The organism is Vibrio sp. A11 (genome assembly GCF_013048705.1).
GTDB classification, from domain to species: Bacteria; Pseudomonadota; Gammaproteobacteria; order Enterobacterales; family Vibrionaceae; genus Vibrio; species Vibrio metschnikovii.
Genome location: NZ_VHSI01000015.1, coordinates 47,249 through 70,996, shown reverse-complemented (window position 1 = coordinate 70,996; position 23,748 = coordinate 47,249). Strand labels below are relative to the sequence as shown.

The window sequence follows — 23,748 nt, the reverse complement described above, 5'->3', positions numbered from 1 at the left end:
AGGCAAATGATGTGATTGGGGGCCAACACCGCTGCAGATTCAAGTAGGAAGGGGATAATCGACAAAAAAATGCCAGTCATTGGACTGGCATGCTGAACTTTAACTCAGTTAAGATAGAAAAAAATGATACGCGGAATTATTGGTTTCATCTTTATATTGATAACCCAGCTCATAAAGATGAGCAGAAAAACGCGCTAAGTCGCTCTCTTCCAGTTCAAAGCCACACAGTACCCGACCATAATCAGCGCCATGATTGCGATAATTAAATAAGCTAATATTCCAATGGGTGCCTAAGGTACTCAAAAATTTGAGTAATGCACCTGGGTATTCTGGAAACTCAAAGCTGTACAAGCGCTCTTTGAGCGGCTTCGAAGGTTTACCACCGATCATGTAACGCACATGCAGCTTAGCCATTTCATCGTCAGACAGATCAACCACCGGATAACCGCCCTGACGCAAATCATGGATAATATGCTGCAGCTCCTCTTGACCGCCTAACAAACGTACGCCAACAAAGATATTAGCCAGCTTGTCATCGTTATAGCGATAGTTGAACTCGGTGACCGCACGGCCGCCGATAATATGGCAAAACTCAAAAAATGCGCCTTGCCGTTCAGGTATCGTCACCGCCAAAAGTCCTTCACGCTTTTCACCCAGCTCACAACGCTCAGAGACATAACGTAAACCATGAAAGTTAGTATTGGCACCCGATAACACCGTACCAAGCTGCTTATCCACTAACTGGTGCTGTTCAGCAAACTTCTTCAATCCAGCTAAGGCTAAAGCTCCTGAAGGCTCGGCAATCGCGCGCGTGTCTTCGAAGATATCTTTAACCGCTGAGCAGATTTCATCACTTGATACCGTAATGTGGCCATCAATATATTGCTGGCATAAACGGAAGGTTTCATCACCAATCCGCTTCACCGCCACACCATCGGCAAACATGCTGACTTGGTCAAGTACTACAGGTTCACCAGCATCTAAAGCGGCTTTTAAACACGCTGAATCTTCTGGCTCGACGGCAATCACTTGAATATCAGGCATCAACTGCTTGATGAGTACCGCCACTCCTGCGGCTAACCCACCCCCACCCACCGGCAGAAAAATATAATCGAGATGACCATTTTGCTGCAGCATCTCCATACCAATCGTTCCTTGACCTGCAATCACCAGTGGGTGATCAAAAGGCGGCACAAAAGTATAGCCATGCTGAGCGGCTAATCGTTCCGCTTCTGCTTTCGCTTCATCAAAGTTATTGCCATGCAAAATCACCACGCCACCAAAGCCACGAACGGCTTCGACTTTAATATCTGGGGTGGTTTTGGGCATCACGATCGTGGTTTTAATGCCTAATTTAGTCCCAGATAACGCCATACCCTGCGCATGGTTACCCGCGGAGGCAGCAATTACCCCAGCGTGTTTTTGCGCATCGGATAAGCTCGATACCATATTATAAGCACCGCGCAATTTAAATGAGTGCACGGGCTGACGGTCTTCTCGTTTTAACTGCACACGGTTTTGAATACGCGCCGATAGGCGCGGCATTGCTTGTAGTGGCGTCACTAACGCCACATCATAGACAGGTGCACGCAAAATTTGCCGTAAATACTCCGCGCCCGTTTGCTTACTGGCACTCATCCGCTAGCCCTCGAGTTTCGATTTATCTCGCACCGCGCCTTTATCGGCACTGGTCGCCATACTCGCGTAAGCCTTGAGTGCTAAAGAGACTTCACGCTGGCGATTCACGGGCTTCCAGCCACGCTTATCTTGCTCAGCTCGGCGTTCAGCCAGCTCCGCTTCTGAAACCTGCAAGCTAATCGAACGATTCGGAATATCAATCGCAATCATATCACCGGTATTGACTAAACCAATCGTGCCACCATTAGCGGCTTCAGGAGAGACATGGCCAATCGACAAGCCAGAAGTACCACCGGAAAAGCGGCCATCGGTCAATAACGCACAAGCCTTACCAAGCCCCATCGATTTAAGATAGGTGGTTGGATAAAGCATCTCTTGCATACCTGGGCCACCTTTCGGACCTTCGTAGCGAATCACTACCACATCACCAGCTTTAACTTGGCCACCTAAAATACCTTCTACGGCAGTATCTTGGCTTTCAAACACAATCGCCGGACCAGTAAAGGTTAGATTGTCTTCATCGACACCCGCGGTTTTCACAATACAACCGTCAAGGGCAATGTTGCCACGAAGCACCGCCAAACCACCATCTTGACTAAAGGCGTGGGCTTTACTGCGAATGCAGCCTGAGGTGCGATCATCGTCTAATCGATCCCAGCGACAAGATTGTGAAAATGCTTTGGTGGTACGAATGCCAGCAGGACCGGCACGAAAGAAATCGAGCACCGCTTGATCGTCAGTTTGCATGATGTCGTATTGCGTTAATTGCTGCTGCAAGGTCATCCCCAACACAGTATGGGTTTGATTATTGATCAATCCTGCGCGATCCAATTCGCCCAAAATCGCCATGACGCCTCCAGCGCGATGGACATCTTCCATGTGATATTTCTGGGTCGACGGTGCCACTTTACAGAGATGCGGCACTTGGCGTGACATGCGGTCAATATCCGTCATATCAAAATCAATCTCACCCTCTTGCGCCGCCGCTAAGAGGTGTAAAACCGTATTGGTAGAACCGCCCATAGCAATATCCAGCGCCATGGCATTTTCAAACGCCGCTTTATTAGCAATATTACGTGGCAACGCCGAGTGATCGTCTTGCTCGTAGTAACGCTTGGTCAGTTCGACAATCCGCTTGCCCGCATTGATAAATAACGCTTCGCGATCGGCATGAGTCGCCAGCATCGAACCATTACCAGGCTGTGAAAGCCCTAATGCTTCGGTTAAACAGTTCATGGAGTTAGCGGTAAACATGCCCGAACAAGAGCCGCAAGTTGGACAAGCCGAGCGCTCAATTTGCTGGCTTTGCTCATCAGAGACGGTCGGGTCTGCCCCTTGAATCATCGCATCGACCAAATCAAGCTTGATAATTTGATCGGACAATTTGGTTTTGCCCGCTTCCATCGGGCCGCCAGAGACAAAAATCACCGGAATATTTAAGCGCAGCGCCGCCATCATCATTCCTGGGGTTATTTTGTCACAGTTCGAGATACAGACCATGGCATCAGCACAGTGCGCATTAACCATGTACTCGACAGAGTCTGCAATCAGCTCGCGTGATGGCAGTGAATACAACATGCCGCCATGACCCATGGCGATACCATCATCCACCGCGATGGTATTAAATTCTTTGGCGATACCGCCGGCTTTTTCAATTTCACCTGCCACCAATTGCCCCATGTCTTTAAGATGCACATGGCCCGGTACAAACTGGGTAAACGAGTTGACCACCGCAATGATCGGCTTTCCAAAATCTTCTTCTTTAACTCCGGTCGCACGCCATAATGCGCGAGCGCCCGCCATATTACGACCATGAGTAGTGGTTGCTGAACGATACTTTGGCATTATCGGTTATCCCCTATGACTGCTTCTCTGAGTACACATAATCCAACCAACCCCATTTATCTTCTGTGGTACCGTTGAATAAGCCAAAGTACGCCTCTTGCATCACTTTGGTGATCGGTCCGCGTTTACCTTCACCAACCGTAATTTGATCGACACTGCGTACTGGCACAATTTCCGCTGCCGTTCCGGTCATGAAAATTTCATCCGCCAAATACAGCGCCTCACGGGCAATATTCACTTCACGCACTTCGTAGCCCATGTCTTTGGCAAGGGTCATGATCGAATCGCGGGTAATGCCAGGCAGAATGGAGCTGGTCGTTGGCGGAGTCAGCAGTACGCCATTTTTGATCACAAAGATATTTTCGCCTGCACCTTCAGATAAATAGCCATCCACGCTTAAGGCAATACCTTCGGCATAGCCATGACGACGCGCTTCACCGCCGACAAGCAGAGAGGATAAGTAGTTACCACCCGCTTTAGCAGCGGTTGGAATGGTATTCGGCGCAGCGCGATGCCAACTAGAAACCATCGCATCGACGCCATTTTCTAGAGCTTCATCGCCTAAATAAGCACCCCAAGGGAAAGCTGCGATGATCAATTCCATTTCCGTATTCACTGGTGGACAAACGCCAAGCCCGACATTGCCCACAAAACCCAACGGGCGAATGTAAGCCGAATCAAGCTTATTAATCCGCAAGGTTTCGCGCGTTGCTTCCATGATTTCGTCAATCGTATAGGGAATTGGAAAGCGATAAATTTTTGCCGAATCTTTCAGACGCTGAGCATGCTCGCGATGACGGAAAACGATTGGGCCTTTTGGTGTGTTATAGCAACGCACGCCTTCAAATACCGAGGTACCGTAATGCATTGCATGGGTCAGGACATGAACATTAGCGTTTGCCCATGGCACCATTTCACCGTTAAACCAAATGTAATCTGCTGTTTTTGTTGCCATTGCTTGCCTTCCTTATGCACAAATCTTTTGTTGTAAATTGTTGTTAGGGAGTTCGTCGAGGTTTAAAGGGGTAACGTCGACACTACGAATATCCCATAATTTTTCAATTTGGTTAACCAAAGTGCTGATCGGCCGATCGCTATCGACAATAATTTCAACACTGGCGACCTGACTAATATGGTTTTGGGTTGCCGCCACTTGTCTGATAGTAAAGCCGCGATGACGCACCACCCGCAGAACACGCTCTAATAGGACCGGTTTATCATCGGCTTTGATGTCTAATAAATATCTTTCCATTAGGTGTTCTCCAACATATCACTATTTGAGGCGCCGGGTGGTACCAACGGCCAAACATTTTCTTCTTCATCGATCAAAACATGCAATAAGTAAGCGGTTTTACTGGCCAGCATCTCTTGCAATGCCGGTTCCACTTGCTCTTTTTTGGTGATGGTCTTACCTGGGATACCGAAGGCTTGGGCCAGCATCACGAAGTCTGGGTTGTCATCCAAAATCGTTTCACTATGACGACCATCAAAAAACAGCGATTGCCATTGACGGACCATGCCTAAACGTTGGTTATCGAGTAACACCATTTTCACTGGGATTTGACGCCGCTTGAGCGTGCCGAGCTCCTGAACATTCATCATGAAAGAGCCATCACCAGAGATCAGAATAGATTGGTCGTCTGGACGAGCCACCGCTGCACCCATTGACGCGGGTAGTCCAAAACCCATCGTGCCAAGGCCAGCCGAAGTAATGAAGTTTTGTGGCGCTCGGGGCTGAATATGCTGCGCTGCCCACATTTGATGCTGACCGACATCGGTGGAAACCATCGCACTATCAGGCATCATATCGGAGAGTTGCTTCAGTAGCAGTGGCGCAAAAATCATCTCGCCGGGATGGTCATAACGCCAAGTAAAATCACAGCGTAAACTTTCACTGTAATCAGCCCATGATGAAATATCATGGTTTAACTCCAGTTGTGGAAGAATACGATTAATATCGCCACGCAAAGCCGCATTGGCTCGGCGCAATTTATTAAATTCAGCGGCATCAATATCGATATGAATGACTTTCGCATGCGGTGCAAAAGTATCTAGCTTGCCGGTGACTCGGTCATCAAAACGCGCGCCAACCACAATCAATAAATCACTCTCTTGAACAACTAAGTTGGCGGCTTTGGTACCATGCATACCCAACATACCCAGATAATGCGGGTCATGCCGTTCTATCGTACCGAGCCCTTTTAAGGTACTCACTGAAGGCATAGGATTTAAACGCAAGAACTCACGCACTGTCGCTGTGGCTTTCGCCAATTGCACGCCACCACCCACATACAACACTGGACGCTGACTGGCCGACAATAGCTGCTGCGCTGCTTGCAATTGCTCTGGGCAAACTTCCGGCATCGCTGGTGGTGTGAACACAGGAAACTCTGAACTTGGCGCTTGGGCTAACTGAACATCTTTCGCGATATCAACGATAACCGGACCTGGACGACCGGTTTTCGCTACCTCAAACGCTTCAGCCAGTGTCGCAGCCAATTCACCAATATCGGTCACCAGATAGCTGTGCTTGGTACAAGAGAGCGACATCCCTATCACATCCATCTCTTGGAAAGCGTCGGTACCTATGTGTGAGCTTGCGACTTGACCTGTGATCGCTACTAGAGGAACCGAATCCAGAAATGCATCCGCAAGGCCAGTGACTAAATTGGTCGCTCCAGGTCCCGAGGTTGCCATACAGACCGCCACGCTTTGGGTTGAGCGAGCCATACCAATCGCCGCCATCGCCGCCCCTTGCTCATGGCGACAAAGGATATGCTCCACGCCACCATCATACAGCGCATCATAAATAGGCATGATGGCACCACCAGGGTAACCAAAAACGGTTTTGATGCCCTGTTGCTGTAAGGCGGCAACGACAAGTTGTGCTCCCGTCATTGTACCCCTCCTAAAGCGCGCGTTGCGCCGTTAACATTGTTGTGTTTGCACTTCATGTGCCGCTCCCATTCTTCCTGTCCATATCTGGTTGGATAATCACCGATCAGATTGCACGATGTCGTTAGATAGTTGAAAAAAAACCCCCGAACTTCTCAGTGCGGGGGTCTTTTTAAATTTGTGTGTTATTTTGCGCCCACAAGCCCCCGCGCCGTCATAATAATGACCACGATCAGCAGGTTAATTAGTGCGTTAATGCGAGCGTTAAAATTCATAATAATCGTTCTATATGTTGCCGTACTGAGTACGTAATTGTTTGCAGTTCTAGTGGTAACACACATATCTGTTACATGACAAGCAAAAACTGATTATTTTTTCACACTCTCTTAAGCTTATTTGTGCGTCTTCTATCGAAATATCACCATTTTTATCCTCAGAACGCTGATTCTTCGCACGTTTTTCAGGCACATTGCCAGTAGAAGTCAACCTAACGATAAAGGGAAAAAATGGGCCTTGCGATTATTCATAGCCGAGCCAGTATTGGCGTCCAAGCACCAGAAGTCACTGTCGAAGTACACATCAGTAACGGCATGCCCGGCTTCACCTTAGTCGGCCTCCCCGAAACCACGGTGAAAGAATCCAAAGACCGAGTGCGCAGTGCGATCATTAACTCACGCTTCGAGTTTCCCGCTAAACGAATTACCGTTAACTTAGCACCTGCCGATCTCCCCAAGGAGGGAGGCCGGTTTGATTTACCCATCGCTCTGGGGATTTTAGCTGCGTCTGAACAAATACCTCACACTCATTTAGCCGCTTATGAGTTTATTGGTGAGCTGGCATTGTCGGGAGAAATCAGGCGCGTTAAGGGGGTTTTGCCCGCGGCATTGGCAGCGAATCATGCTCAACGCAGTTTGGTCGTACCGCAAGATAACGGCGATCAAGCGGCGTTAGTCGGTGAAAGCAACCATAAATCCGCACAAAACCTGTTAGAAGTTTGCGCGGATTTATGTGGTCAAAAAAACTTAACGCTCTTTCAAAGCGAACCGATTGTACAACCACCCGATCACTCTCGAGATCTACAAGATATTATTGGTCAACAACAAGGAAAACGAGCACTGGAAATTGCCGCAGCAGGGAATCATAACTTGCTATTTCTTGGCCCTCCGGGGACCGGGAAAACCATGCTCGCATCACGGCTGTGTGATTTACTACCAGAAATGAGCGAAGAGGAAGCGATGGAAACCGCCTCTGTCGCCTCGCTGACCCAGCAGGAGATCAATCAATACAACTGGAAACGTCGTCCTTTTCGGTCACCACACCACTCAAGCTCGATGGCAGCCTTAGTTGGCGGCGGTACGATTCCACGGCCAGGAGAAATCTCATTAGCCCATAACGGCCTATTGTTTCTCGACGAAATGCCTGAATTTGAACGAAAAGTGCTTGATTCACTCCGCGAGCCTCTTGAATCAGGAGAGATTATTATTTCACGCGCCCAAGGTAAAACTCGCTTTCCGGCACGCTTTCAACTGGTGGGCGCACTCAATCCTAGCCCTACTGGCTATTATGAGGGCAACCAAGCAAGGGTTAACCCGCAAGTGATCCTGCGCTATTTAAGTCGACTTTCTGGCCCTTTGCTAGACCGATTTGATATGTCGATTGAAATTCCTGCGCTACCAAAAGGGACGTTATCTCAAGGCGGTGATCGAGGAGAAACAACGGAGGTGGTACGGCAACGAGTACAGATCGCGCGCGAACGAATGCTGGCGCGCAGTGGTAAGGTTAACGGGCTGCTGCAAAGTCGTGAGATTGATATTTTTTGCCCATTAGCTCGCTCGGATGCAGAGTTCTTAGAAGCGGCATTGCATCGCTTAGGCTTATCCGTCCGCGCTTATCACCGGATCATTAAAGTGGCACGGACTATCGCAGATTTAGAAGGCGTAGCCGATATTCAGCGGTCACATCTGGCGGAAGCGCTCGGCTATCGAGCAATGGATAGGCTACTCAAACAATTGGTTGCGCAGGCTGTTTGACCATGACTCAATAATCGGAAAATAGGGCTAAATGACACCGTTGGGTTGTGTATAAAAAAATCATGCATGGCTCTTCAGCAATGCATGATTCGCTTGACCAACGACAATGTGAAATGCCTGAAAAATTACTGCGTTAACAAAAAGTTGACTAGCTCAAAATACTCATCAACGGTTTTGATACCCTGAGCTTGCACTAGGTAACGGTTGTTCACCACCACCGCAGGTACGCCAGTTAAACCGCTATCTTGGAACTGTTTATCAAAACGACGCACCATCGAATCGACCGCAAAACCATTGAACGCAGCATCAAACTTTGCTCCGTCGATACCTTCATCGGTGAATATTTGACGTAACTCTTGATCGTTTTTCGGTGCTTTACGTTGATTATGAATACGATTAAACATCACTGGTAACATTTGCTCTTCAACGTTTAAAGCCAGCATCGTCGCGTACGCTTTACTCATTGATTTGCCCATATTACCGCCCATGAAGGAGACGTGATTTTTTTGTAATCGGACCTCTGCTGGCAACTGCTCTTTAAGCTGTTTAATGATCGGCTCAAACGAGTAGCAATGCGGGCAGTAAAACGAAAAGTATTCGCTGACACTAGGCTGGCTAGCCTTGGGTAAATCAAGCACTTTGTAGTGCACTCCCTCTTTAAACTGAGCGGCATGAGCCGAAAGGCTTAAGATTAGGGTTGCAACCAGTGCAAACAGCTTTTTCATGATTAAACTCCATTATTCCTTTGATGAGGCAAGTTACCAATTTGGCATCAGTGATAGAGAAGGTTCTTCTAAGGCAGATAACTGCTCTTTAAACGCAAGCACTTGACCTTCCCAATATTTTGGATCATTGAACCATGGGAAAGCGAGTGGAAACGCCGGATCATGCCAGCGTTTAGCCAACCAGGCCATATAATGCACCATGCGTAGACCGCGCAATGGCTCAATAAGTTTCAATTGCTGGGGATTAAAATCACAAAACTCTTGATAACCTTCCAGCAAAATATCCAACTGAACAAGCTTATCCTGCCGATCGCCACTGAGCAGCATCCATAAATCTTGCACCGCAGGTCCATTACGCGCGTCATCTAAATCGACAAACATTGGCCCATCTCGCCATAAAATATTGCCGGGATGGCAATCACCATGCAGGCGAATAGGGCTCTGTGTGGGTTGCCAATATTGTTCGATACGCTCTATTAACAAATTGAGATCATTAAAAAAAGCATTTTGTAAATGTGATGGAATAAACGAAGCTTGTTCTAAGACCCGTTTCGGTTGATATAAATACTCTTCTAAACCTAAGCTCGGGCGATGAATAAAGGTTTTACTGCCCCCTATTTTATGGATTCGCCCTAAAAAACGCCCCACCCACTCTAGCTGCTGCGGATTATCCACTTCAAACTGGCGTCCTCCCATGCTAGTAAACAGCGCAAAATAGTAACCTTGATAGTAATGTAAGCTGTTGCCATTGATCACTAAAGGGGGCGCTAATGGGATTTCTGCCGCGGCGAGTTCTAAAGCGAAATCGTGCTCCTCTTGGATTTGCTGCTCTGTCCAACGTTGTGGTCGATAGAACTTAACGACAAAACGTCGACTCTCTTCGTCAGTAAATTGATAGACTCGGTTTTCATAGCTATTGAGGGCTAAAAAACCTGATTCAGCACGCACGCCGATGCTTTCTAGTGCGTACCAAATTAAATCCGGTGTCAGTGCATCGAAATGAAAAGTCGCTTGCGTCATTGCATAAAGGAGATCATTACTGAGCCCCTTGCCATAGTGAGATCGTGTCAATCAGCTTATACCCAGGAAGAACCAAGGCATCGTTCGCTAATCCTTCGTTTATTCAGGCAAGATACCACGCGCACGTAAGATCGCCGTTTTAAAATCATCTTCGTAGTCTTTTTTAAGGCCTGGGATCACTTCATCTTTACTGCTATTACGCATTTTCAAATGATAAATCAGTACATCATCGGTTAACTCACTCAGATTACCTTGGTAACCAGCCTCTTGAGCTAATAATCCAATAAACTGGACCAAATTCAACTCAGACTGCTTGTGCCATTCTGGCTCTAATAAGGCTAATAACTCTTCAACACGATGGCATTTCATGCTCGTCTCCATATGGTTATGATGGTTTTTCACTAAAGGTAGCAAATTGCCTTCTGGCAAACAATCCAAAGGGGAAGGGTAAGCGAGTTAATCGGAGAGATAGCACCATCGGCGCAAGGTCAGTAGCCATGATGCCATCGATGAAAAAAACCGTGGCGAGCGACAAAAAAGGGAGAGCAACAGACAAAAAAAAGCGCAGAAAATAAGCTGCGCTTTTTAACTTAAGCGGCCTGGACCACTTTTGTTTCATTCGATGCGATAAACGCACGTTGTTCGACAAGAGTCGGTGCAGACGCGATTTTTTTTGCAACCAATGCAGTAGTAAAACCACTACGACGGCGCATTGCACTACGGTTAGTGTGCGAAAACCTGACAGCTGTTGGGCGCATTAACTTACCTAACGGTCAGGCATATCCATTGCCAATGGTATAGCCTAAATAATTATGAGTTAATCTTTATCCAATGATGGCTAAAAAGTGGCTCATTCTGGCAGTGCCAATCCAAATAATTATTTAGGGATGACGATATGTTTGCATATCAATAATAGATTAGCACCAACTCAACCATTGATCGATAGTTAACCAACATTTTTACTAACAAAAAACCAACTTACACGTGTACGCTTAATGTGCGATAATCGAATAATAAATACATTAATGGGTAAAGAGACCATGGCAACAGATACTTATCCTTATAAAGAAGAGATCGCCAACACCATCAGCCACGCGATTGGCCTATTGATGGGGATTATTGGTTTGATTCTATTGCTCAATAAGGCACTGGCTTATGAGGCCGATCCGCTAACCATTACCAGTATGGCTCTGTATGGTAGTAGCATGATTGTACTGTTTCTTGCCTCTACCTTGTACCATGCGGTTTCTGATCAAAAAATCAAACAGGGGTTGAAAGTTTTTGACCACTGCGCGATTTATCTGTTGATCGCTGGCAGTTATACACCTTTTTTATTGGTCAGCTTACGTACGCCTTTAGCGATAGGTTTAATGGTGATCATTTGGTCGATTGCGCTGGCGGGGATCATCATGAAAATCGCGTTCATGCAGCGCTTTAAACGCTTTTCGCTGTTTAGCTATTTGAGCATGGGCTGGTTATCGTTGATCGTGATTTATCAACTAACCGCTAATTTACCTTTAGGGGGCTTATTGCTGTTGGCATTAGGCGGATTGATTTATTCATTGGGCGTTATTTTTTATGTTGCTAAGCGCATCCCTTACCATCATGCGATTTGGCATGTGTTTGTTTTGGTCGGCTGCGCTTGCCACTTTTTAGCGATTTATTTTTATGTGCCAGCATCATAAACACACAGCGAAGGATAGACTCAACCCTCTACCGTCGCCAAAAAGCCGGAAAAAATAGCACTAAAATCGTCAATATTTCCAATCGCCCCATCAGCATACCAATACTGAGCAGCCACTTCGCCGCATCAGGTAACGGGGCAAAATTGCCACTTGGGCCAATCACATTGCCCATACCTGGACCCACATTCGCGACGGCCGTGATCGCTCCAGAAATACTGGTTACGGCATCCAACCCCATCGCCGATAACGCACCAGCAAGCAAAATAATGGTAATGAAAAATGCCAAACCAAAGGCGACGACGGAACGCACAATATCTTCATTAACCGGCCGTTGATTATAGCGCTGTACAAACACACCCGACGGATGAACCAGTTTCAACATTTGTTTATTGAGCAAGGCAAAGCCGATTTGAAAACGAAAGACTTTTATCCCCCCAGAGGTGGATCCGGAGCACGCCCCTGAGACCATCAAAAAAGCGAATAACGTCGCAGGGAAGGCCCCCCACGCAGTAAAATCATCCAGTCCAAATCCTGTGGTGGTCACTACCGAGACAATATTGAACATCGCCACGCGCAGTGCATCTAATAACGAGTAGCCATTATGTATGGTTAGCCATAGCGCAATCACTAAACTGGTGATCATAAATAATAGGAAAAAGCCGCGTACTTGGGCATCTTGAATGACCGTTTGTAGGCTACGCTTACGAAGGGCGGCAATAAATAATAAGAAAGGCAACCCACCCAAAAACATAAACACGATCGCGACCCAGTGAGCACCATGAGAGAAATGGTTCATTGAGCCATCAGAGGTTGAGTAACCTCCGGTCGATAAAGTCGTGAACGCATGATTAATAGCATCAAACCATCCCATGCCCGTCAATAAGTAACCGAGGATACACAGTCCGGTTAGCACCAAGTAAACGCCAACAATATTTTTCGCTACCGTTTTAGCGCGGGGACTGCTTTTATCGGACCAATCGGATGATTCGGTTTGGAACAAACGCATTCCGCCAACGTTAAGCATTGGCAATACTGCTACCGCCATGACGATAAAACCGACGCCGCCTAGCCATTGTAAAATGGAGCGCCAGAGTAGAATGCTCGGGGCCATAGAATCCAAGCCACTGAGCACCGTAGATCCCGTGGTAGTGAGACCTGACATGGTTTCAAAATAAGCGTCGGTAAAGCTGATGTGGTTGATGAACACAAACGGTAATGCCGCAAAGGCACTGGCAATCGTCCAAACCAAGCTGGTGATCAAAAACATATCTCGGGCATTCAGACGAAATACAGCGGAGCGGCCAATACTCAAACAAGCAAACGACGCAAGATGGGTGATCACTAGCGCTTGCGCAAAATCGATAAACCCTTCAGTGCCAGTAAAAAAAGCCACCAATGTCGGGACATACATAAATAGCGCTAGCTTTGACAGCACCAGCCCTACCACGAATAAAATCGGGCGTATATTCAACATAACGCCAAATACCTATAGTTACAGAAAGAATAGTTATAAAAAGAAGGGGCTTGGCTGGAATAAACTTTCCACGTCAGGCACGTATTTTTTATCGACCAAGAACATCACCACGTGATCATCTTGTTCAATCACGGTGCGATCATGGGCAATCAGCACTTCTTCACCACGGACGATCGCTCCAATGGTCGTTCCCGGTGGCAAGCGTATTTCTCCCACCGTGCGTCCGACCACTTTAGAAGTAGTTTCATCACCGTGAGCAATCGCTTCAATCGCTTCTGCTGCGCCGCGCCGTAACGAAGAGACGTTGACAATGTCGGCACGACGCACATGGGTCAATAACGCCGAGATGGTCGCTTGTTGAGGCGAGATCGCCACATCAATTACCCCACCTTGCACTAGATCGACGTAAGCACCACGCTGAATCAACACCATGACTTTTTTCGCGCCCATGCGTTTTGCTAGCATAGCGGACATAATATTGGTTTCATCTTCGTTGGTTAGGGCAATAAACACATCGACTTGATCGATATTTTCTTCCGACAATAGCTCTTGATCCGCCGCATCACCACAAAATACAATCGTGTTTTCGAGCTCTTCAGACAGTTGCTCCGCCCGTTGATAATTACGCTCGATAAGTTTCACGCTATAGGTATGTTCTAAACGTTTGGCTAGACTCGCGCCAATATTACCGCCACCAACAATCATGATCCGTCGATACGGTTTTTCTAACCGTTGTAGCTCACTCATGACTGCACGAATGTGGTTGCTCGCAGCGACGAAAAAAACTTCATCGTCAGCTTCAATGATCGTCGTACCTTGCGGTCGAATCGGTCTACCTTGTCTAAAAATCGCCGCCACACGAGTATCAATATGTGGCATATGCTCGCGTAATGCCGATAATGCATTGCCCACTAACGGGCCGCCATAATAGGCTTTTACCGCCACTAAGCTGACTTTTTCTTCGGCAAAACTGACTACCTGCAACGCACCGGGATACTGAACTAAACGCTCAATATAACTGGTTACCAGCTCTTCTGGAGCGATCAGATGATCAACAGGCACCGCGCCCGATTGAAACAGTGCCTCTTTTTCTAGTAGGTATTCTGGAGAACGAATCCGCGCCACTCGATTTGGGGTGTTAAATAAAGTAAACGCGACTTGGCAGGCAGCCATATTCGTTTCATCTGTATTGGTCACGGCCACTAACATATCGGCATCTTGTGCACCCGCTTCACGTAGCACACTCGGATGGCTAGCATGGCCATTAATCACTCGCAAATCGTATTTATCTTGTAATTCACGCAACCGTTCGGGATTACGGTCAACAACGGTAATATCATTATTTTCGCCGACCAAGTTTTCTGCTAGCGTGCCACCGACCTGCCCTGCACCAAGAATGATGATTTTCATACCCTACTCTCTTGTCTTCACGTAATCCAACGGATGATATTTTGAACTCTGATGGTTTTAATCAACGCTCAACAACCATGATCGTCTATCTATGACTAGGCTTGCTTGCGCAACACCGCATAGTAGAAGCCGTCCATGTCCTGCTCACCAGGCAAAATTTGTCTGCCCGGCTGCTCGGGATCAGAGTCGATCAGCTGTGCCTTAGGCGTTCGCGCCAAGAAAGCTTTGATTTGCTGGCTGTTTTCTTGCGGAGTAATTGAGCACGTTGCGTAGACTAAAGTGCCGCCGATTTTAAGTTGCTTCCACATCGCATCGAGAATTTCACTCTGTAGCTCAGCTAAAGCCTCAATATCACTGGCGCGGCGTAACCATTTAATATCCGGATGACGGCGAATCACTCCCGTTGCCGAACAAGGCGCATCGAGCAAGATACGATCAAACTGCTCACCTTGCCACCACTCTTCTGGGTAGCGTGCATCGCCGCAAATCACATCCGCGCGCAGTTGCAGACGTTCTAAATTATCGTAGACTCGCTCCAAACGTGCCGCATCGCTGTCGATCGCCACTACTTCAGTATCTTGAGTATGCTCTAAAATATGCGCTGTTTTTCCGCCCGGTGCCGCGCAGCAATCTAAAATCAGCTCACCATCTTGCGGTTGTAAATAATCTACCGCTAACTGAGCAGCGGCATCTTGCACTGACACCCAACCACGATCAAAACCGGGCAATAAAGTAACATCACACGGACTCGCGAGCTTAATCGCGTCTGCCGCCTGTGGATGTACGGTGTATTCGATCTGCTCATTATCGAGCAGCGCAAGGTATGCTTCACGGCTATGATGCTGGCGATTAACCCGCAGCCACATCGGTGCTTTACTATTGTTGGCTTCAATGATGGTTTGCCATTGCTGAGGATAAGCCTCTTGCAGCAGTTTCAATAACCAACTTGGGTGCGCATATAATCCTGCATTATGGCTAACAGCAAAAGTATCAAGGGCTTCTTGATCGCGTAAATAGCTGCGCAGTACGGCATTGATCAGACCACTTAAACTTGGACCACGCAAAGTTTTGGTGGCTTCCACCGTCTCCGCTACCGCGGCATGGGAAGGAATGCGCATAAAGCTCAACTGATACAAACCGACTAAGATCAGATGATGAAAGACGCGCTTTTTACCTTTTAATGGATTATCCATTAACTGGCCGGCTATCGACTCTAAGCGGGGTAAATAACGTAATGCCCCGTAGCAGATTTCTTGTAATAAAGCATGATCGCGGGGACGGATGGTTTTTTGCGCCGCAGGCAAAGCGTGTGACAGAGAGTGGCCTTTATCGACCACTTGGAATAAAACATTGGCCGCAGCTGCGCGAACATTCATGAGTAATACCACATTAAAAAGAAAATCAATTAGGGCATCTCTGCCCTCGTAAAGGTTTAGCTAAGTTGGGTGCCCACCGCAAACCAACTGGCGCGAGCATTAAGAATATCCTGTACTGGCATAGCTTTTTTACCCGGCACTTGGATTTGCTCTAGCACTAACACACCACGGCCTGTCGCCACATAAATGCCCGATTTATCCGCTTGAATAATGGTACCGGGGGCATGAGTAGACTCGCGCTCATCGACACGGCTTTGCCAGACTTTAATCGTATTATCAGCGACATCAAAATGACTGATCGGCCAAGGATTAAACGCTCGCACGCAGCGTTCAATAAACGCCGCCTCTTGTGTCCAATCGATTTTCGCTTCTTCTTTACTCAGCTTCTGGGCGTAATTTGCCAAAGCATCGTCTTGCTTTTCTGGGCTAAGTTGGCCTAAAGCTAATTTATCAAGGCAAGCAACCAAAGCCTGTGGGCCAAGCTCAGCTAATTTGTCATACATTGAAGCGCTGGTATCACTGGCTTCTATCGGTAAGCGAACGATACTCAGCATATCACCGGTATCTAAACCAACATCCATCTGCATGATGGTGACGCCAGTTTCACTGTCACCGGCCCAAATCGAGCGCTGAATCGGCGCTGCGCCACGCCAGCGAGGTAAAATTGAGCCATGAACATTAATACAACCCAATTTAGGGATATCAAGCACAGCTTTCGGTAATAACAAACTGTAAGCCACCACTACCATCACATCGGCATTAAGATCAGCCAAGGTCTGTTTTGCTTCGTCGCTTTTGAAATTCTCTGGCTGATACACAGGGATTTTTTGCTCAAGCGCCATCTGTTTAACTGGGCTGGCGGTGAGTTTTTTACCGCGTCCGGCAGGTCGATCGGGCGGAGTATAAACCGCGATAACCTCATGCTCCGAAGACAACAACGCCGCCAAGTGACGGGCGGCGAAATCCGGAGTTCCTGCAAACACAATACGTAATGATTGGTTCACGCTGACCTCTCTATTGCATTAATTTCGTTTCTCGTTGAAACGCTTAATCTTTTCTAACTTCTCTTTGATACGCTTACGCTTTAATGGCGATAAGTAATCAACAAATAGCTTACCTTCTAAGTGGTCCAGCTCATGCTGAACGCAGATAGCCAATAAATCATCAGCCTCAAAGGTATACTCTTCGCCATCGCGATTAAGCGCTTTTACAGTCACCTCAGCAGCACGAGGCACTAAAGCTCGCGATCCAGGTACCGATAAACAACCTTCTTCGATACCATCTTCACCGCGCTTTTCAATAATTTGCGGGTTAATTAGCACCATGGGTTGATCTCGGCTATCCGAAACATCAATCACCACAATACGTTGATGAATATCGACTTGAGTCGCAGCAAGCCCGATACCCTCTTCGTCGTACATGGTTTCTAGCATGTCATCAACGATTTTTTGGATCTCTGGCGTGACCTTTTCAACCGGCTTGGCAACGGTGCGAAGACGATCATCAGGGAATGTTAATACTTGTAATACAGACATATACACTCGAAAAATTGAACTGTGCCGAAACAGCTTAACGCTGGTTGGGTCAATTCTAGACATTTTATGACCTAAATGACAGCATCCTGCCATATTTCTCACAAACCTTTTCTCATTCATCCAGCAAGGAAGTCAGGTGATGACCGTATTAATGACTCGATATCGCTCTCTGTGGCTACGGTTTAGCGCACTAGGTTTAGCCGCTCTCTGCTTATCCATCAATGCATTAGCCTCTCCGGCTCCGTTAAGCATCAAAGACTCAGCACCACGGACTTATACGGTAGTTAAAGGCGATACACTGTGGGGTATTTCTGCCCTGTATTTAGATAACCCTTGGTTATGGCCACGTCTGTGGCAAGCAAATCCTGAGATAAGTAATCCGCATTTAATTTATCCTGGCGATCAACTGACGTTAATCTGGCGCGACGGTCAACCGACATTAAGCCTTAAACCGATGATCAAACTCAGCCCACAAGCACGAGTACTCAAAAAACCGCCCCTCACAACGGTCGAAGAAGCGTTACTGCTGCCTTACTTACTGGCTGATAGACTGATTCTCTCCCAAGAGTTGAACGACCAGTTACGCATTCTTGGCTCAAATCAAGGCAAGCAATACCTGAGTCAACCGGATGCGCTATACCTTGAAGGTCAACATGAGGCGCAACATTGGGGTATCTATCGTCCCATGAACGAGTTTCAACGTGCCAACCACTCTATGCGAGCTCTACGTCGCTTGGCGACCGCACATCTGGTTGAAAGTACCCCCTCAATGACAACCTTAGCCATTGATGAGCTCAATCAAGAGATCCGTGCAAACGATATCGCTTTGCCAGAAATCAGCTTGGAATCATTACCATTAAGTACAACTTTTTTCCCTCGCCCAGCACCACATAATGCGCGCCCTAGGCTACTCGGCACGTTGGAAGGCAGTCAATACGCAGCGAAGCACCATGTGGTGGTTATCGACCATGGGCGAGAAGAGGGCCTAGAACAAGGCAGCATGTTTGAACTTTATCAAGCCGGCCAAACGGTTTACCAAAAGGGGGAGCAATATACCGACAAAGCACAGCGCGCCAGCCAAGTCATTACGTTACCAGCGAAAAAAGTCGGTACTCTCATGGTCATTCGTCCTTATCCCACCATGAGTCTAGCGCTGATCACCAGTAGCCAAGCCGCGATTGATAATCAGATAGTGATCCTACCTCCCGAGGTATCGGATAGCGCGACATCGACGTTCAGCTCACTTCACCCATAGCACAGTGATGCCAACCGACCAACACGATTTAACCATCTGGCTCGCACTCAGTTTTACGCCTAAGTTAACCCAAAAAAACTTAAGCCGATTACTGAGTCGTGATGCATTGACTAACCTTGCGGGTTACACCGCCCAACAATGGCTGGCTCTGGGATTAACCGCTCAACAAGTGGATTATCTGCTTAACCAAAGTAAGAAGGACGTTGAACAGTGTTTAATCTGGCAGCAACAAGCCACACAGCGTCATATCATCCCTCTCTATGATGAGGTCAATTATCCTCCGTTATTACGTGAAATTCCCTCGCCCCCCAAAGTACTGTTTGTTGAAGGACAACGGCACTGGTTAAAACAACCTCAAATCGCTATTGTCGGCAGTCGTAATGCGACGATTGATAATCAACATATCGCTCAACAATTTGCTGGTGAATTAGCCGCGCACAATATAGTGATCACCAGTGGACTGGCTTTAGGTATTGATGGTTATGCGCATGATGGAGCGCTGAAAGCTGGGGGAGCAACCCTCGCAGTATTAGGCTCTGGACTGAATTGTATTTATCCCACACGGCATAAAACGCTTGCGGAGCGGATCAAAGATAATGGCGCATTAATTTCTGAGTTTCGTCCTAATACACCACCGCGTGCCGAACATTTTCCACGACGCAATCGCATTATCAGTGGCTTATCTCTTGGGGTGTTGGTTGTAGAAGCCGCTGAAAAAAGCGGCTCATTAATCACCGCCCGCTATGCAATAGAACAAGGACGAGACGTTTTTGTGATTCCCGGCCCGATCACGAGTACCAATAGCCAAGGCAGTAATCAGTTGATCCGTCAAGGTGCCTGTCTCGTACAGACTGTTGAGGATATTTTGGCAGAAGTAGAAAACCTGCTCAATTGGTGCAAAGATTCACCCTCTAGCACACAAGGTGAACTTTTTTGTTGCCCAAATGATGAAGAACAATTGCCATTTCCCGAGCTGTTAGCTAACGTAGGAGTAGAAGCGACACCAGTTGATATTCTGGCACAACGGACCCATATCCCCGTGCAAGAAGTCATGATGCAGCTACTAGAGTTAGAGCTTTTAGGCCATGTTGTTGCCGTTTCCGGTGGCTATATTCGTAAGGGGAGAGGCAAGCTATGATGATGGATATTTTGATGTATCTATTTGAGACGTATATCCATAGCGATGCTGAATTGCAGGTGGATCAAGACGAGCTCGAAGATGAATTGTTAAGAGCAGGCTTTCATCAACCAGATATTTACAAAGCACTACATTGGCTCGAAGAGCTGGCAGCGTTGCAACAAACCGATACTCACTCTGCCATCGCCACCAGCGCAACTACGTCGATGCGAATGTTTACCGCCCAAGAAATGGAACGTTTGGACATTGAAGCACGTGGATTCTTACTGTTTTTAGAGCAAATAAAAGTATTAACCTCTGATACCAGAGAAATGGTTATTGATCGAGTCATGGGCTTAGAAACCAACGAATTCGAACTCGATGACCTAAAATGGATCATTTTAATGGTGCTGTTTAATGTTCCTGGCAATGAAAATGCCTACACTTTGATGGAAGAGCTACTGTACAGCAAAGAACAAGGTATTTTACATTAAGCCACCATGAGCAATTCGATCGATCCATCGCTATTTTCGGCTCATGAACAAGCCCTTAACCATCAACCATGCCCCAAGTGTGGCGGAGCCCTACAGCTTCGCCGCGCTAAACTTGGCCCATTCTTAGGCTGTGAGCACTACCCCCAGTGTGACTATATCAAACCCTTGCATCACAACGATGGACACATTGTCAAACCACTCGGTGTCGCTTGCCCAGAGTGTCAACATGAACTGGTGCTACGCCAAGGACGCTACGGCATGTTTATCGGTTGCAGTAACTATCCAATCTGTCACCATATCGAGTCACCAACCGCAAACACACCAAAAAAAAACCATACGAGTCACTTGGTTTGTCCAGAATGTCGCCAAGGCCATCTGATCGAACGTCAATCTCGGTTTGGCAAAGCCTTTTATGCCTGTGATGCCTTCCCAAAATGCAAATTTGCCGTCAATCAACCACCATTAGCAGGACAATGCCAAGTTTGTGGCTTTCAATTACTGGTAGAGAAAAAATTTGCCAGCGGCACTAAACACTTATGCGCAAATCGTAAATGCGCGCACGTTCAATCCGCCGACTAACTTACTTTACAGGTTCAGGTTACTGCGCCACACGCTGAATAAATTCACTTAACCACTCTTCAACTGCATCTTCAGGTACAGGATGGTGCTGAATATCAATCGTTAAACAATCTGCAATCGGTGTTGCGCCAATGTCTTCCAATAAATCATCAGCGTGTTTTCCCGCCGCACAAAAGGTGTCATAACTTGAATCACCAATCGCAACCACCGCGTAAGACAACTGCTGAGTATTCGGTGGCGTTTGCTGAAGATCATTAATAAAAGGCTGAATATTATCAGGATAATCTCCAGCACCATGAGTTGAGGTCACAATAAGCCATGTACCTTGCGCTGGAATATCCGTCAATACGGGCTGGTTATGAATCTGAGTATCAAGCCCCGCTTGCTGCAATACGTCACTAATGTGATCGCCTACGTACTCAGCCCCGCCCAAGGTACTTCCGGTAATAATATGAATCATGTGCATTACTCGATTAACTGATATAAAAAAATGACGTTATTTACCTTAATAGATGAGCTGAATTAAGGCGAATCCCCTACAGATTATGATGGCCGACAACAACTGACTAATCTATTTGCCGATACAGAAAGTGAAGTTTCCCATAATAGCTGGCCTCGCGCGACGTCTTGGGGACCGATTGGGGACCAAATTACAATTTATGGTCAAATTCTTACTTCCCAAGATGACTTCCATCATAGATCAATATGGGAAAAGTGGGAATGGTGGGAAATGGCTTTCCAACTGACAATCTATAGTAAGCAAATCCTGTCCAGAAGAGTAGAGCGAGAATACGAACCCTGTGAATAAGCAGAAGATATCTTTTGATCCAACAAGTGATAGAGAAGGTGATCAACAAAAGTTGCCAAACAGGATCATCAAGAGTCTCAGTAGGTTGATCACAACTCGTTTGATCTCGTCCATATCAATCATTCTTCCAGAAATAACCATTACCAGCTATATCAAAATGCTTATCCTTCATTGGGAGTCCGGTGCTTGGGTTGATGATTGTGCGTTTTGTCTTCGTTGGCTGTGTCATCGGTAGTTCGTACTGACGGTGCAAACTCCAAACGTGCTTAGCAAAATAAGTTAGCGCAGTAGCTATGCCAAGAAGCCAATGAAAGTAGATAAGTACCAACCAAAATAGCACCGCAGCCAAGCGTTTTTTGTGAAAAAAGTTCAGCGGAGTTTGAAACCAGACAACAAGTGGGATGGCCGTTAGCACCAATCCCCATGACTGGTATGTTGCGATTAAACAGCCAAGGGAAAATAAACAAAAGAGCGCAAAATTTATCAATGTCTTCATGCCGTTCTCTCCGCTAACCAAATTTATACTTAGTTATCCTAAGTATACAGATATAATAAAAACTTAGAAAATCTAAGCACCAAAGGTTGATGATGATTCTCACTTGTCTAGAACAAACGTATTCCCGCAGCGCCTTAAACAGGCTAGAAATCGAGTTGGCATCAGCCAAAGAGAGCTCGGTATCCGTTTGGGTATGGACCCAAGTTCTGCGAGTGGCCGAATGAATCATTATGAAAAAGGGCGTCATATGCCCGATATCGGTACGCTACAAAAGCTTGCTCAGGAGCTTGGTGTGCCTGTTGCGTTTTTCTTTTCAGATTCCGACAGCTCAGCAGAACTGGCATGTTTGATTGAAAAGCTCAGTGAAACTAAAAAGCAGGCGCTTATTGAGCAGATCAGGCAGGAACTCGATAACATCGACCAGTAATAAAGCTATCGCTCTCGTCCTGAATACCAAAATACCCCACCGACTGCGGCGACTGTCAGTAATAAACCCCCCAGCCAAAACCAAAGTTCCATATTCATCTCCTGTAAGTATCTTCTATCTTTGTTTAGCTTAGCTTTCCTAAGCATGAATTTCATTGAAAGCATGCGTTACTTGAGAAAAAACCGTCACAACCAACTTGTGTTCCGCTAAGGATGCAATTTGAAAGTAAATATTGCCTGTAGGGTTGGCCCAAATCTCATGTTGCTCGCTTCCGTAACGGAGTAGCTTTTGAAAGCGTGTTCTTGATGACAAAGTCAGTCTTTCTAGATTTGGGTGGGAGAGTTGCTTCTGTAAGCTGTGCCATGGATTGCGAATATCACCTTGCCTGTGCCTTTGTTGGTAGCGTTGCATTGCATGGTTGCTGATGGCGATGGTGCCAAGTTTTGCAACCTCAAACGTCGGATAGGGTGAAGCATAAGGCGTAATAATGTCTTTTGTTTCTGGATGAGTGATATCAACAATCTCGTCAGAATAAAGTTTGATACCGGATAGACGGTTGGACAGAAACAGTGCGGCAGTTTTGAGAGCTTCATTCTTGGCCGCTAAAATGGTTTCTTTGGTTAGGCTGAGTGCGAGACCTTTACCGCTGTTTGGTACGCGCCCGAATACCTGTTTGTCGAGTAGTAAGAACCTTGCCGCCGTTAACTCTGCGATAGCGCACCGGAACTCACTTTGAGCAATTTGAACCGTAACGATACCGTGATTGTTCAACCCCGTGAACCACGCGACTTCGACGCTTTCAGCATTGATGTTTTCAACCTGAACTTTCAATCTCATCACAGCATTTTCTCCTCACTTTACTACCAGCGTATCATCGATTTTGAAAATGCAAACTGTGGGGAGAAGCTTCATTTCACTGCATGAAGCTTCCTGATTGGA

General features: G+C 46.8%; 24 protein-coding genes. 7 read left to right on the top strand and 17 right to left on the bottom strand.

What is annotated here, in order from left to right:
* Positions 1 to 108: 108 nt before the first annotated feature.
* Genes ilvA through ilvG form a run of 5 tightly spaced genes read right to left on the bottom strand, consistent with a single transcriptional unit; the run spans position 109 to position 6,381 of the window.
* Positions 109 to 1,638 (bottom strand): threonine ammonia-lyase, biosynthetic, encoded by a 1,530-nt coding sequence (ilvA, locus tag FKQ60_RS14400; RefSeq protein ID WP_170906671.1) that lies wholly within the window; start codon positions 1,636 to 1,638, stop codon positions 109 to 111.
* Between the two features lie 3 nt (positions 1,639 to 1,641).
* Entirely contained in the window at positions 1,642 to 3,483 is a 1,842-nt protein-coding gene (gene ilvD, locus FKQ60_RS14395; protein ID WP_170906670.1) for a dihydroxy-acid dehydratase, read from the bottom strand.
* A gap of 13 nt (positions 3,484 to 3,496) precedes the next feature.
* Positions 3,497 to 4,438: a branched-chain-amino-acid transaminase gene (gene ilvE, locus FKQ60_RS14390; protein WP_004397593.1), complete on the bottom strand. Its 942-nt coding sequence runs from the start codon at positions 4,436 to 4,438 to the stop codon at positions 3,497 to 3,499.
* A gap of 12 nt (positions 4,439 to 4,450) precedes the next feature.
* Positions 4,451 to 4,735, bottom strand: coding sequence for an acetolactate synthase 2 small subunit (gene ilvM, locus FKQ60_RS14385; RefSeq protein ID WP_004397591.1), 285 nt, complete (start codon positions 4,733 to 4,735; stop codon positions 4,451 to 4,453).
* Entirely contained in the window at positions 4,735 to 6,381 is a 1,647-nt protein-coding gene (gene ilvG, locus FKQ60_RS14380; protein WP_170905015.1) for an acetolactate synthase 2 catalytic subunit, read from the bottom strand. The genes ilvM and ilvG overlap by 1 nt, the downstream gene beginning before the upstream one ends.
* 503 nt (positions 6,382 to 6,884) lie before the next feature.
* On the opposite strand from ilvG, the gene FKQ60_RS14375 reads away from it, so the two are divergent.
* Positions 6,885 to 8,408: a YifB family Mg chelatase-like AAA ATPase gene (locus FKQ60_RS14375; protein ID WP_154169663.1), complete on the top strand. Its 1,524-nt coding sequence runs from the start codon at positions 6,885 to 6,887 to the stop codon at positions 8,406 to 8,408.
* 125 nt (positions 8,409 to 8,533) lie between these two features.
* On the opposite strand, the gene FKQ60_RS14370 is transcribed toward FKQ60_RS14375, so the two are convergent.
* From FKQ60_RS14370 to FKQ60_RS14355, 4 genes are all read right to left on the bottom strand, one after another.
* Complete coding sequence (locus FKQ60_RS14370; protein ID WP_154169665.1) at positions 8,534 to 9,133, bottom strand: thiol:disulfide interchange protein DsbA/DsbL; 600 nt, start codon at positions 9,131 to 9,133, stop codon at positions 8,534 to 8,536.
* Between the two features lie 33 nt (positions 9,134 to 9,166).
* Positions 9,167 to 10,153, bottom strand: coding sequence for a serine/threonine protein kinase (locus tag FKQ60_RS14365; protein WP_004397583.1), 987 nt, complete (start codon positions 10,151 to 10,153; stop codon positions 9,167 to 9,169).
* Between the two features lie 99 nt (positions 10,154 to 10,252).
* A complete protein-coding gene (locus FKQ60_RS14360; RefSeq protein WP_004397581.1) occupies positions 10,253 to 10,522 on the bottom strand; it encodes a YihD family protein in 270 nt (89 codons plus the stop codon).
* Between the two features lie 221 nt (positions 10,523 to 10,743).
* Complete coding sequence (locus tag FKQ60_RS14355) at positions 10,744 to 10,911, bottom strand: hypothetical protein (RefSeq protein WP_110168332.1); 168 nt, start codon at positions 10,909 to 10,911, stop codon at positions 10,744 to 10,746.
* Positions 10,912 to 11,193: 282 nt separating this feature from the next.
* On the opposite strand from FKQ60_RS14355, the gene FKQ60_RS14350 reads away from it, so the two are divergent.
* Positions 11,194 to 11,838: a hemolysin III family protein gene (locus FKQ60_RS14350; protein WP_040905819.1), complete on the top strand. Its 645-nt coding sequence runs from the start codon at positions 11,194 to 11,196 to the stop codon at positions 11,836 to 11,838.
* A gap of 28 nt (positions 11,839 to 11,866) precedes the next feature.
* On the opposite strand, the gene FKQ60_RS14345 is transcribed toward FKQ60_RS14350, so the two are convergent.
* From FKQ60_RS14345 to def, 5 genes are all read right to left on the bottom strand, one after another.
* The gene (locus FKQ60_RS14345) at positions 11,867 to 13,312 is read right to left on the bottom strand and encodes a TrkH family potassium uptake protein (protein ID WP_158137563.1); all 1,446 of its coding nucleotides are present in this window, start codon (positions 13,310 to 13,312) and stop codon (positions 11,867 to 11,869) included.
* A gap of 33 nt (positions 13,313 to 13,345) precedes the next feature.
* Positions 13,346 to 14,722 (bottom strand): Trk system potassium transporter TrkA, encoded by a 1,377-nt coding sequence (trkA, locus tag FKQ60_RS14340; RefSeq protein ID WP_004397573.1) that lies wholly within the window; start codon positions 14,720 to 14,722, stop codon positions 13,346 to 13,348.
* Between the two features lie 95 nt (positions 14,723 to 14,817).
* Complete coding sequence (gene rsmB, locus FKQ60_RS14335) at positions 14,818 to 16,098, bottom strand: 16S rRNA (cytosine(967)-C(5))-methyltransferase RsmB (RefSeq protein WP_170905016.1); 1,281 nt, start codon at positions 16,096 to 16,098, stop codon at positions 14,818 to 14,820.
* A gap of 56 nt (positions 16,099 to 16,154) precedes the next feature.
* On the bottom strand, positions 16,155 to 17,102 hold the full coding sequence (gene fmt / locus FKQ60_RS14330; protein WP_170905017.1) for a methionyl-tRNA formyltransferase: 948 nt from the start codon (positions 17,100 to 17,102) through the stop codon (positions 16,155 to 16,157).
* An 18-nt stretch (positions 17,103 to 17,120) separates the two neighbouring features.
* Positions 17,121 to 17,633: a peptide deformylase gene (gene def, locus FKQ60_RS14325; RefSeq protein ID WP_004397567.1), complete on the bottom strand. Its 513-nt coding sequence runs from the start codon at positions 17,631 to 17,633 to the stop codon at positions 17,121 to 17,123.
* A gap of 139 nt (positions 17,634 to 17,772) precedes the next feature.
* Between def and FKQ60_RS14320 the strand changes: the two genes are divergently transcribed.
* The 4 genes from FKQ60_RS14320 to FKQ60_RS14305 are packed head-to-tail and all read left to right on the top strand — an operon-like array spanning position 17,773 to position 21,078.
* Entirely contained in the window at positions 17,773 to 18,888 is a 1,116-nt protein-coding gene (locus FKQ60_RS14320; protein ID WP_170905039.1) for a LysM peptidoglycan-binding domain-containing protein, read from the top strand.
* Positions 18,889 to 18,895: 7 nt separating this feature from the next.
* On the top strand, positions 18,896 to 20,026 hold the full coding sequence (gene dprA, locus FKQ60_RS14315; RefSeq protein ID WP_170905018.1) for a DNA-processing protein DprA: 1,131 nt from the start codon (positions 18,896 to 18,898) through the stop codon (positions 20,024 to 20,026).
* Positions 20,023 to 20,499: a DUF494 family protein gene (locus FKQ60_RS14310; RefSeq protein WP_154169673.1), complete on the top strand. Its 477-nt coding sequence runs from the start codon at positions 20,023 to 20,025 to the stop codon at positions 20,497 to 20,499. Before dprA ends, FKQ60_RS14310 begins: the two co-directional genes overlap by 4 nt.
* A 6-nt stretch (positions 20,500 to 20,505) precedes the next feature.
* Positions 20,506 to 21,078, top strand: a complete 573-nt coding sequence (locus FKQ60_RS14305; protein ID WP_170905019.1) for a type I DNA topoisomerase — start codon at positions 20,506 to 20,508, stop codon at positions 21,076 to 21,078.
* Between the two features lie 19 nt (positions 21,079 to 21,097).
* Here FKQ60_RS14305 and mioC read toward each other — a convergent pair whose 3' ends face one another.
* The gene (gene mioC, locus FKQ60_RS14300; protein WP_170906669.1) at positions 21,098 to 21,538 is read right to left on the bottom strand and encodes an FMN-binding protein MioC; all 441 of its coding nucleotides are present in this window, start codon (positions 21,536 to 21,538) and stop codon (positions 21,098 to 21,100) included.
* A 463-nt stretch (positions 21,539 to 22,001) separates the two neighbouring features.
* A complete protein-coding gene (locus FKQ60_RS14295) occupies positions 22,002 to 22,382 on the bottom strand; it encodes a hypothetical protein (protein ID WP_170905021.1) in 381 nt (126 codons plus the stop codon).
* A 103-nt stretch (positions 22,383 to 22,485) separates the two neighbouring features.
* Between FKQ60_RS14295 and FKQ60_RS14290 the strand changes: the two genes are divergently transcribed.
* The gene (locus tag FKQ60_RS14290) at positions 22,486 to 22,809 is read left to right on the top strand and encodes a helix-turn-helix transcriptional regulator (RefSeq protein ID WP_170905022.1); all 324 of its coding nucleotides are present in this window, start codon (positions 22,486 to 22,488) and stop codon (positions 22,807 to 22,809) included.
* A 138-nt stretch (positions 22,810 to 22,947) separates the two neighbouring features.
* Here FKQ60_RS14290 and FKQ60_RS14285 read toward each other — a convergent pair whose 3' ends face one another.
* Positions 22,948 to 23,646, bottom strand: coding sequence for a hypothetical protein (locus FKQ60_RS14285; protein ID WP_170905023.1), 699 nt, complete (start codon positions 23,644 to 23,646; stop codon positions 22,948 to 22,950).
* Between the last annotated feature and the right edge of the window lie 102 nt (positions 23,647 to 23,748).

Bases quoted from the DNA above. Each gene is read 5' to 3' on its own strand.
- FKQ60_RS14350 (WP_040905819.1), top strand. From the start codon at position 11,194: ATGGCAACAGATACTTATCCTTATAAAGAAGAGATCGCCAACACCATC.
- FKQ60_RS14310 (WP_154169673.1), top strand. From the start codon at position 20,023: ATGATGATGGATATTTTGATGTATCTATTTGAGACGTATATCCATAGC.
- FKQ60_RS14305 (WP_170905019.1), top strand. From the start codon at position 20,506: ATGAGCAATTCGATCGATCCATCGCTATTTTCGGCTCATGAACAAGCC.
- FKQ60_RS14285 (WP_170905023.1), bottom strand. From the start codon at position 23,646: ATGAGATTGAAAGTTCAGGTTGAAAACATCAATGCTGAAAGCGTCGAA.
- ilvD (WP_170906670.1), bottom strand. From the start codon at position 3,483: ATGCCAAAGTATCGTTCAGCAACCACTACTCATGGTCGTAATATGGCG.
- FKQ60_RS14320 (WP_170905039.1), top strand. From the start codon at position 17,773: ATGACCGTATTAATGACTCGATATCGCTCTCTGTGGCTACGGTTTAGC.
- ilvM (WP_004397591.1), bottom strand. From the start codon at position 4,735: ATGGAAAGATATTTATTAGACATCAAAGCCGATGATAAACCGGTCCTA.
- trkA (WP_004397573.1), bottom strand. From the start codon at position 14,722: ATGAAAATCATCATTCTTGGTGCAGGGCAGGTCGGTGGCACGCTAGCA.
- rsmB (WP_170905016.1), bottom strand. From the start codon at position 16,098: ATGAATGTTCGCGCAGCTGCGGCCAATGTTTTATTCCAAGTGGTCGAT.
- FKQ60_RS14375 (WP_154169663.1), top strand. From the start codon at position 6,885: ATGGGCCTTGCGATTATTCATAGCCGAGCCAGTATTGGCGTCCAAGCA.
- FKQ60_RS14370 (WP_154169665.1), bottom strand. From the start codon at position 9,133: ATGAAAAAGCTGTTTGCACTGGTTGCAACCCTAATCTTAAGCCTTTCG.
- FKQ60_RS14360 (WP_004397581.1), bottom strand. From the start codon at position 10,522: ATGAAATGCCATCGTGTTGAAGAGTTATTAGCCTTATTAGAGCCAGAA.
- FKQ60_RS14355 (WP_110168332.1), bottom strand. From the start codon at position 10,911: ATGCGCCCAACAGCTGTCAGGTTTTCGCACACTAACCGTAGTGCAATG.
- ilvG (WP_170905015.1), bottom strand. From the start codon at position 6,381: ATGACGGGAGCACAACTTGTCGTTGCCGCCTTACAGCAACAGGGCATC.
- FKQ60_RS14365 (WP_004397583.1), bottom strand. From the start codon at position 10,153: ATGACGCAAGCGACTTTTCATTTCGATGCACTGACACCGGATTTAATT.
- FKQ60_RS14295 (WP_170905021.1), bottom strand. From the start codon at position 22,382: ATGAAGACATTGATAAATTTTGCGCTCTTTTGTTTATTTTCCCTTGGC.
- ilvA (WP_170906671.1), bottom strand. From the start codon at position 1,638: ATGAGTGCCAGTAAGCAAACGGGCGCGGAGTATTTACGGCAAATTTTG.
- ilvE (WP_004397593.1), bottom strand. From the start codon at position 4,438: ATGGCAACAAAAACAGCAGATTACATTTGGTTTAACGGTGAAATGGTG.
- mioC (WP_170906669.1), bottom strand. From the start codon at position 21,538: ATGATTCATATTATTACCGGAAGTACCTTGGGCGGGGCTGAGTACGTA.
- FKQ60_RS14345 (WP_158137563.1), bottom strand. From the start codon at position 13,312: ATGTTGAATATACGCCCGATTTTATTCGTGGTAGGGCTGGTGCTGTCA.
- dprA (WP_170905018.1), top strand. From the start codon at position 18,896: ATGCCAACCGACCAACACGATTTAACCATCTGGCTCGCACTCAGTTTT.
- def (WP_004397567.1), bottom strand. From the start codon at position 17,633: ATGTCTGTATTACAAGTATTAACATTCCCTGATGATCGTCTTCGCACC.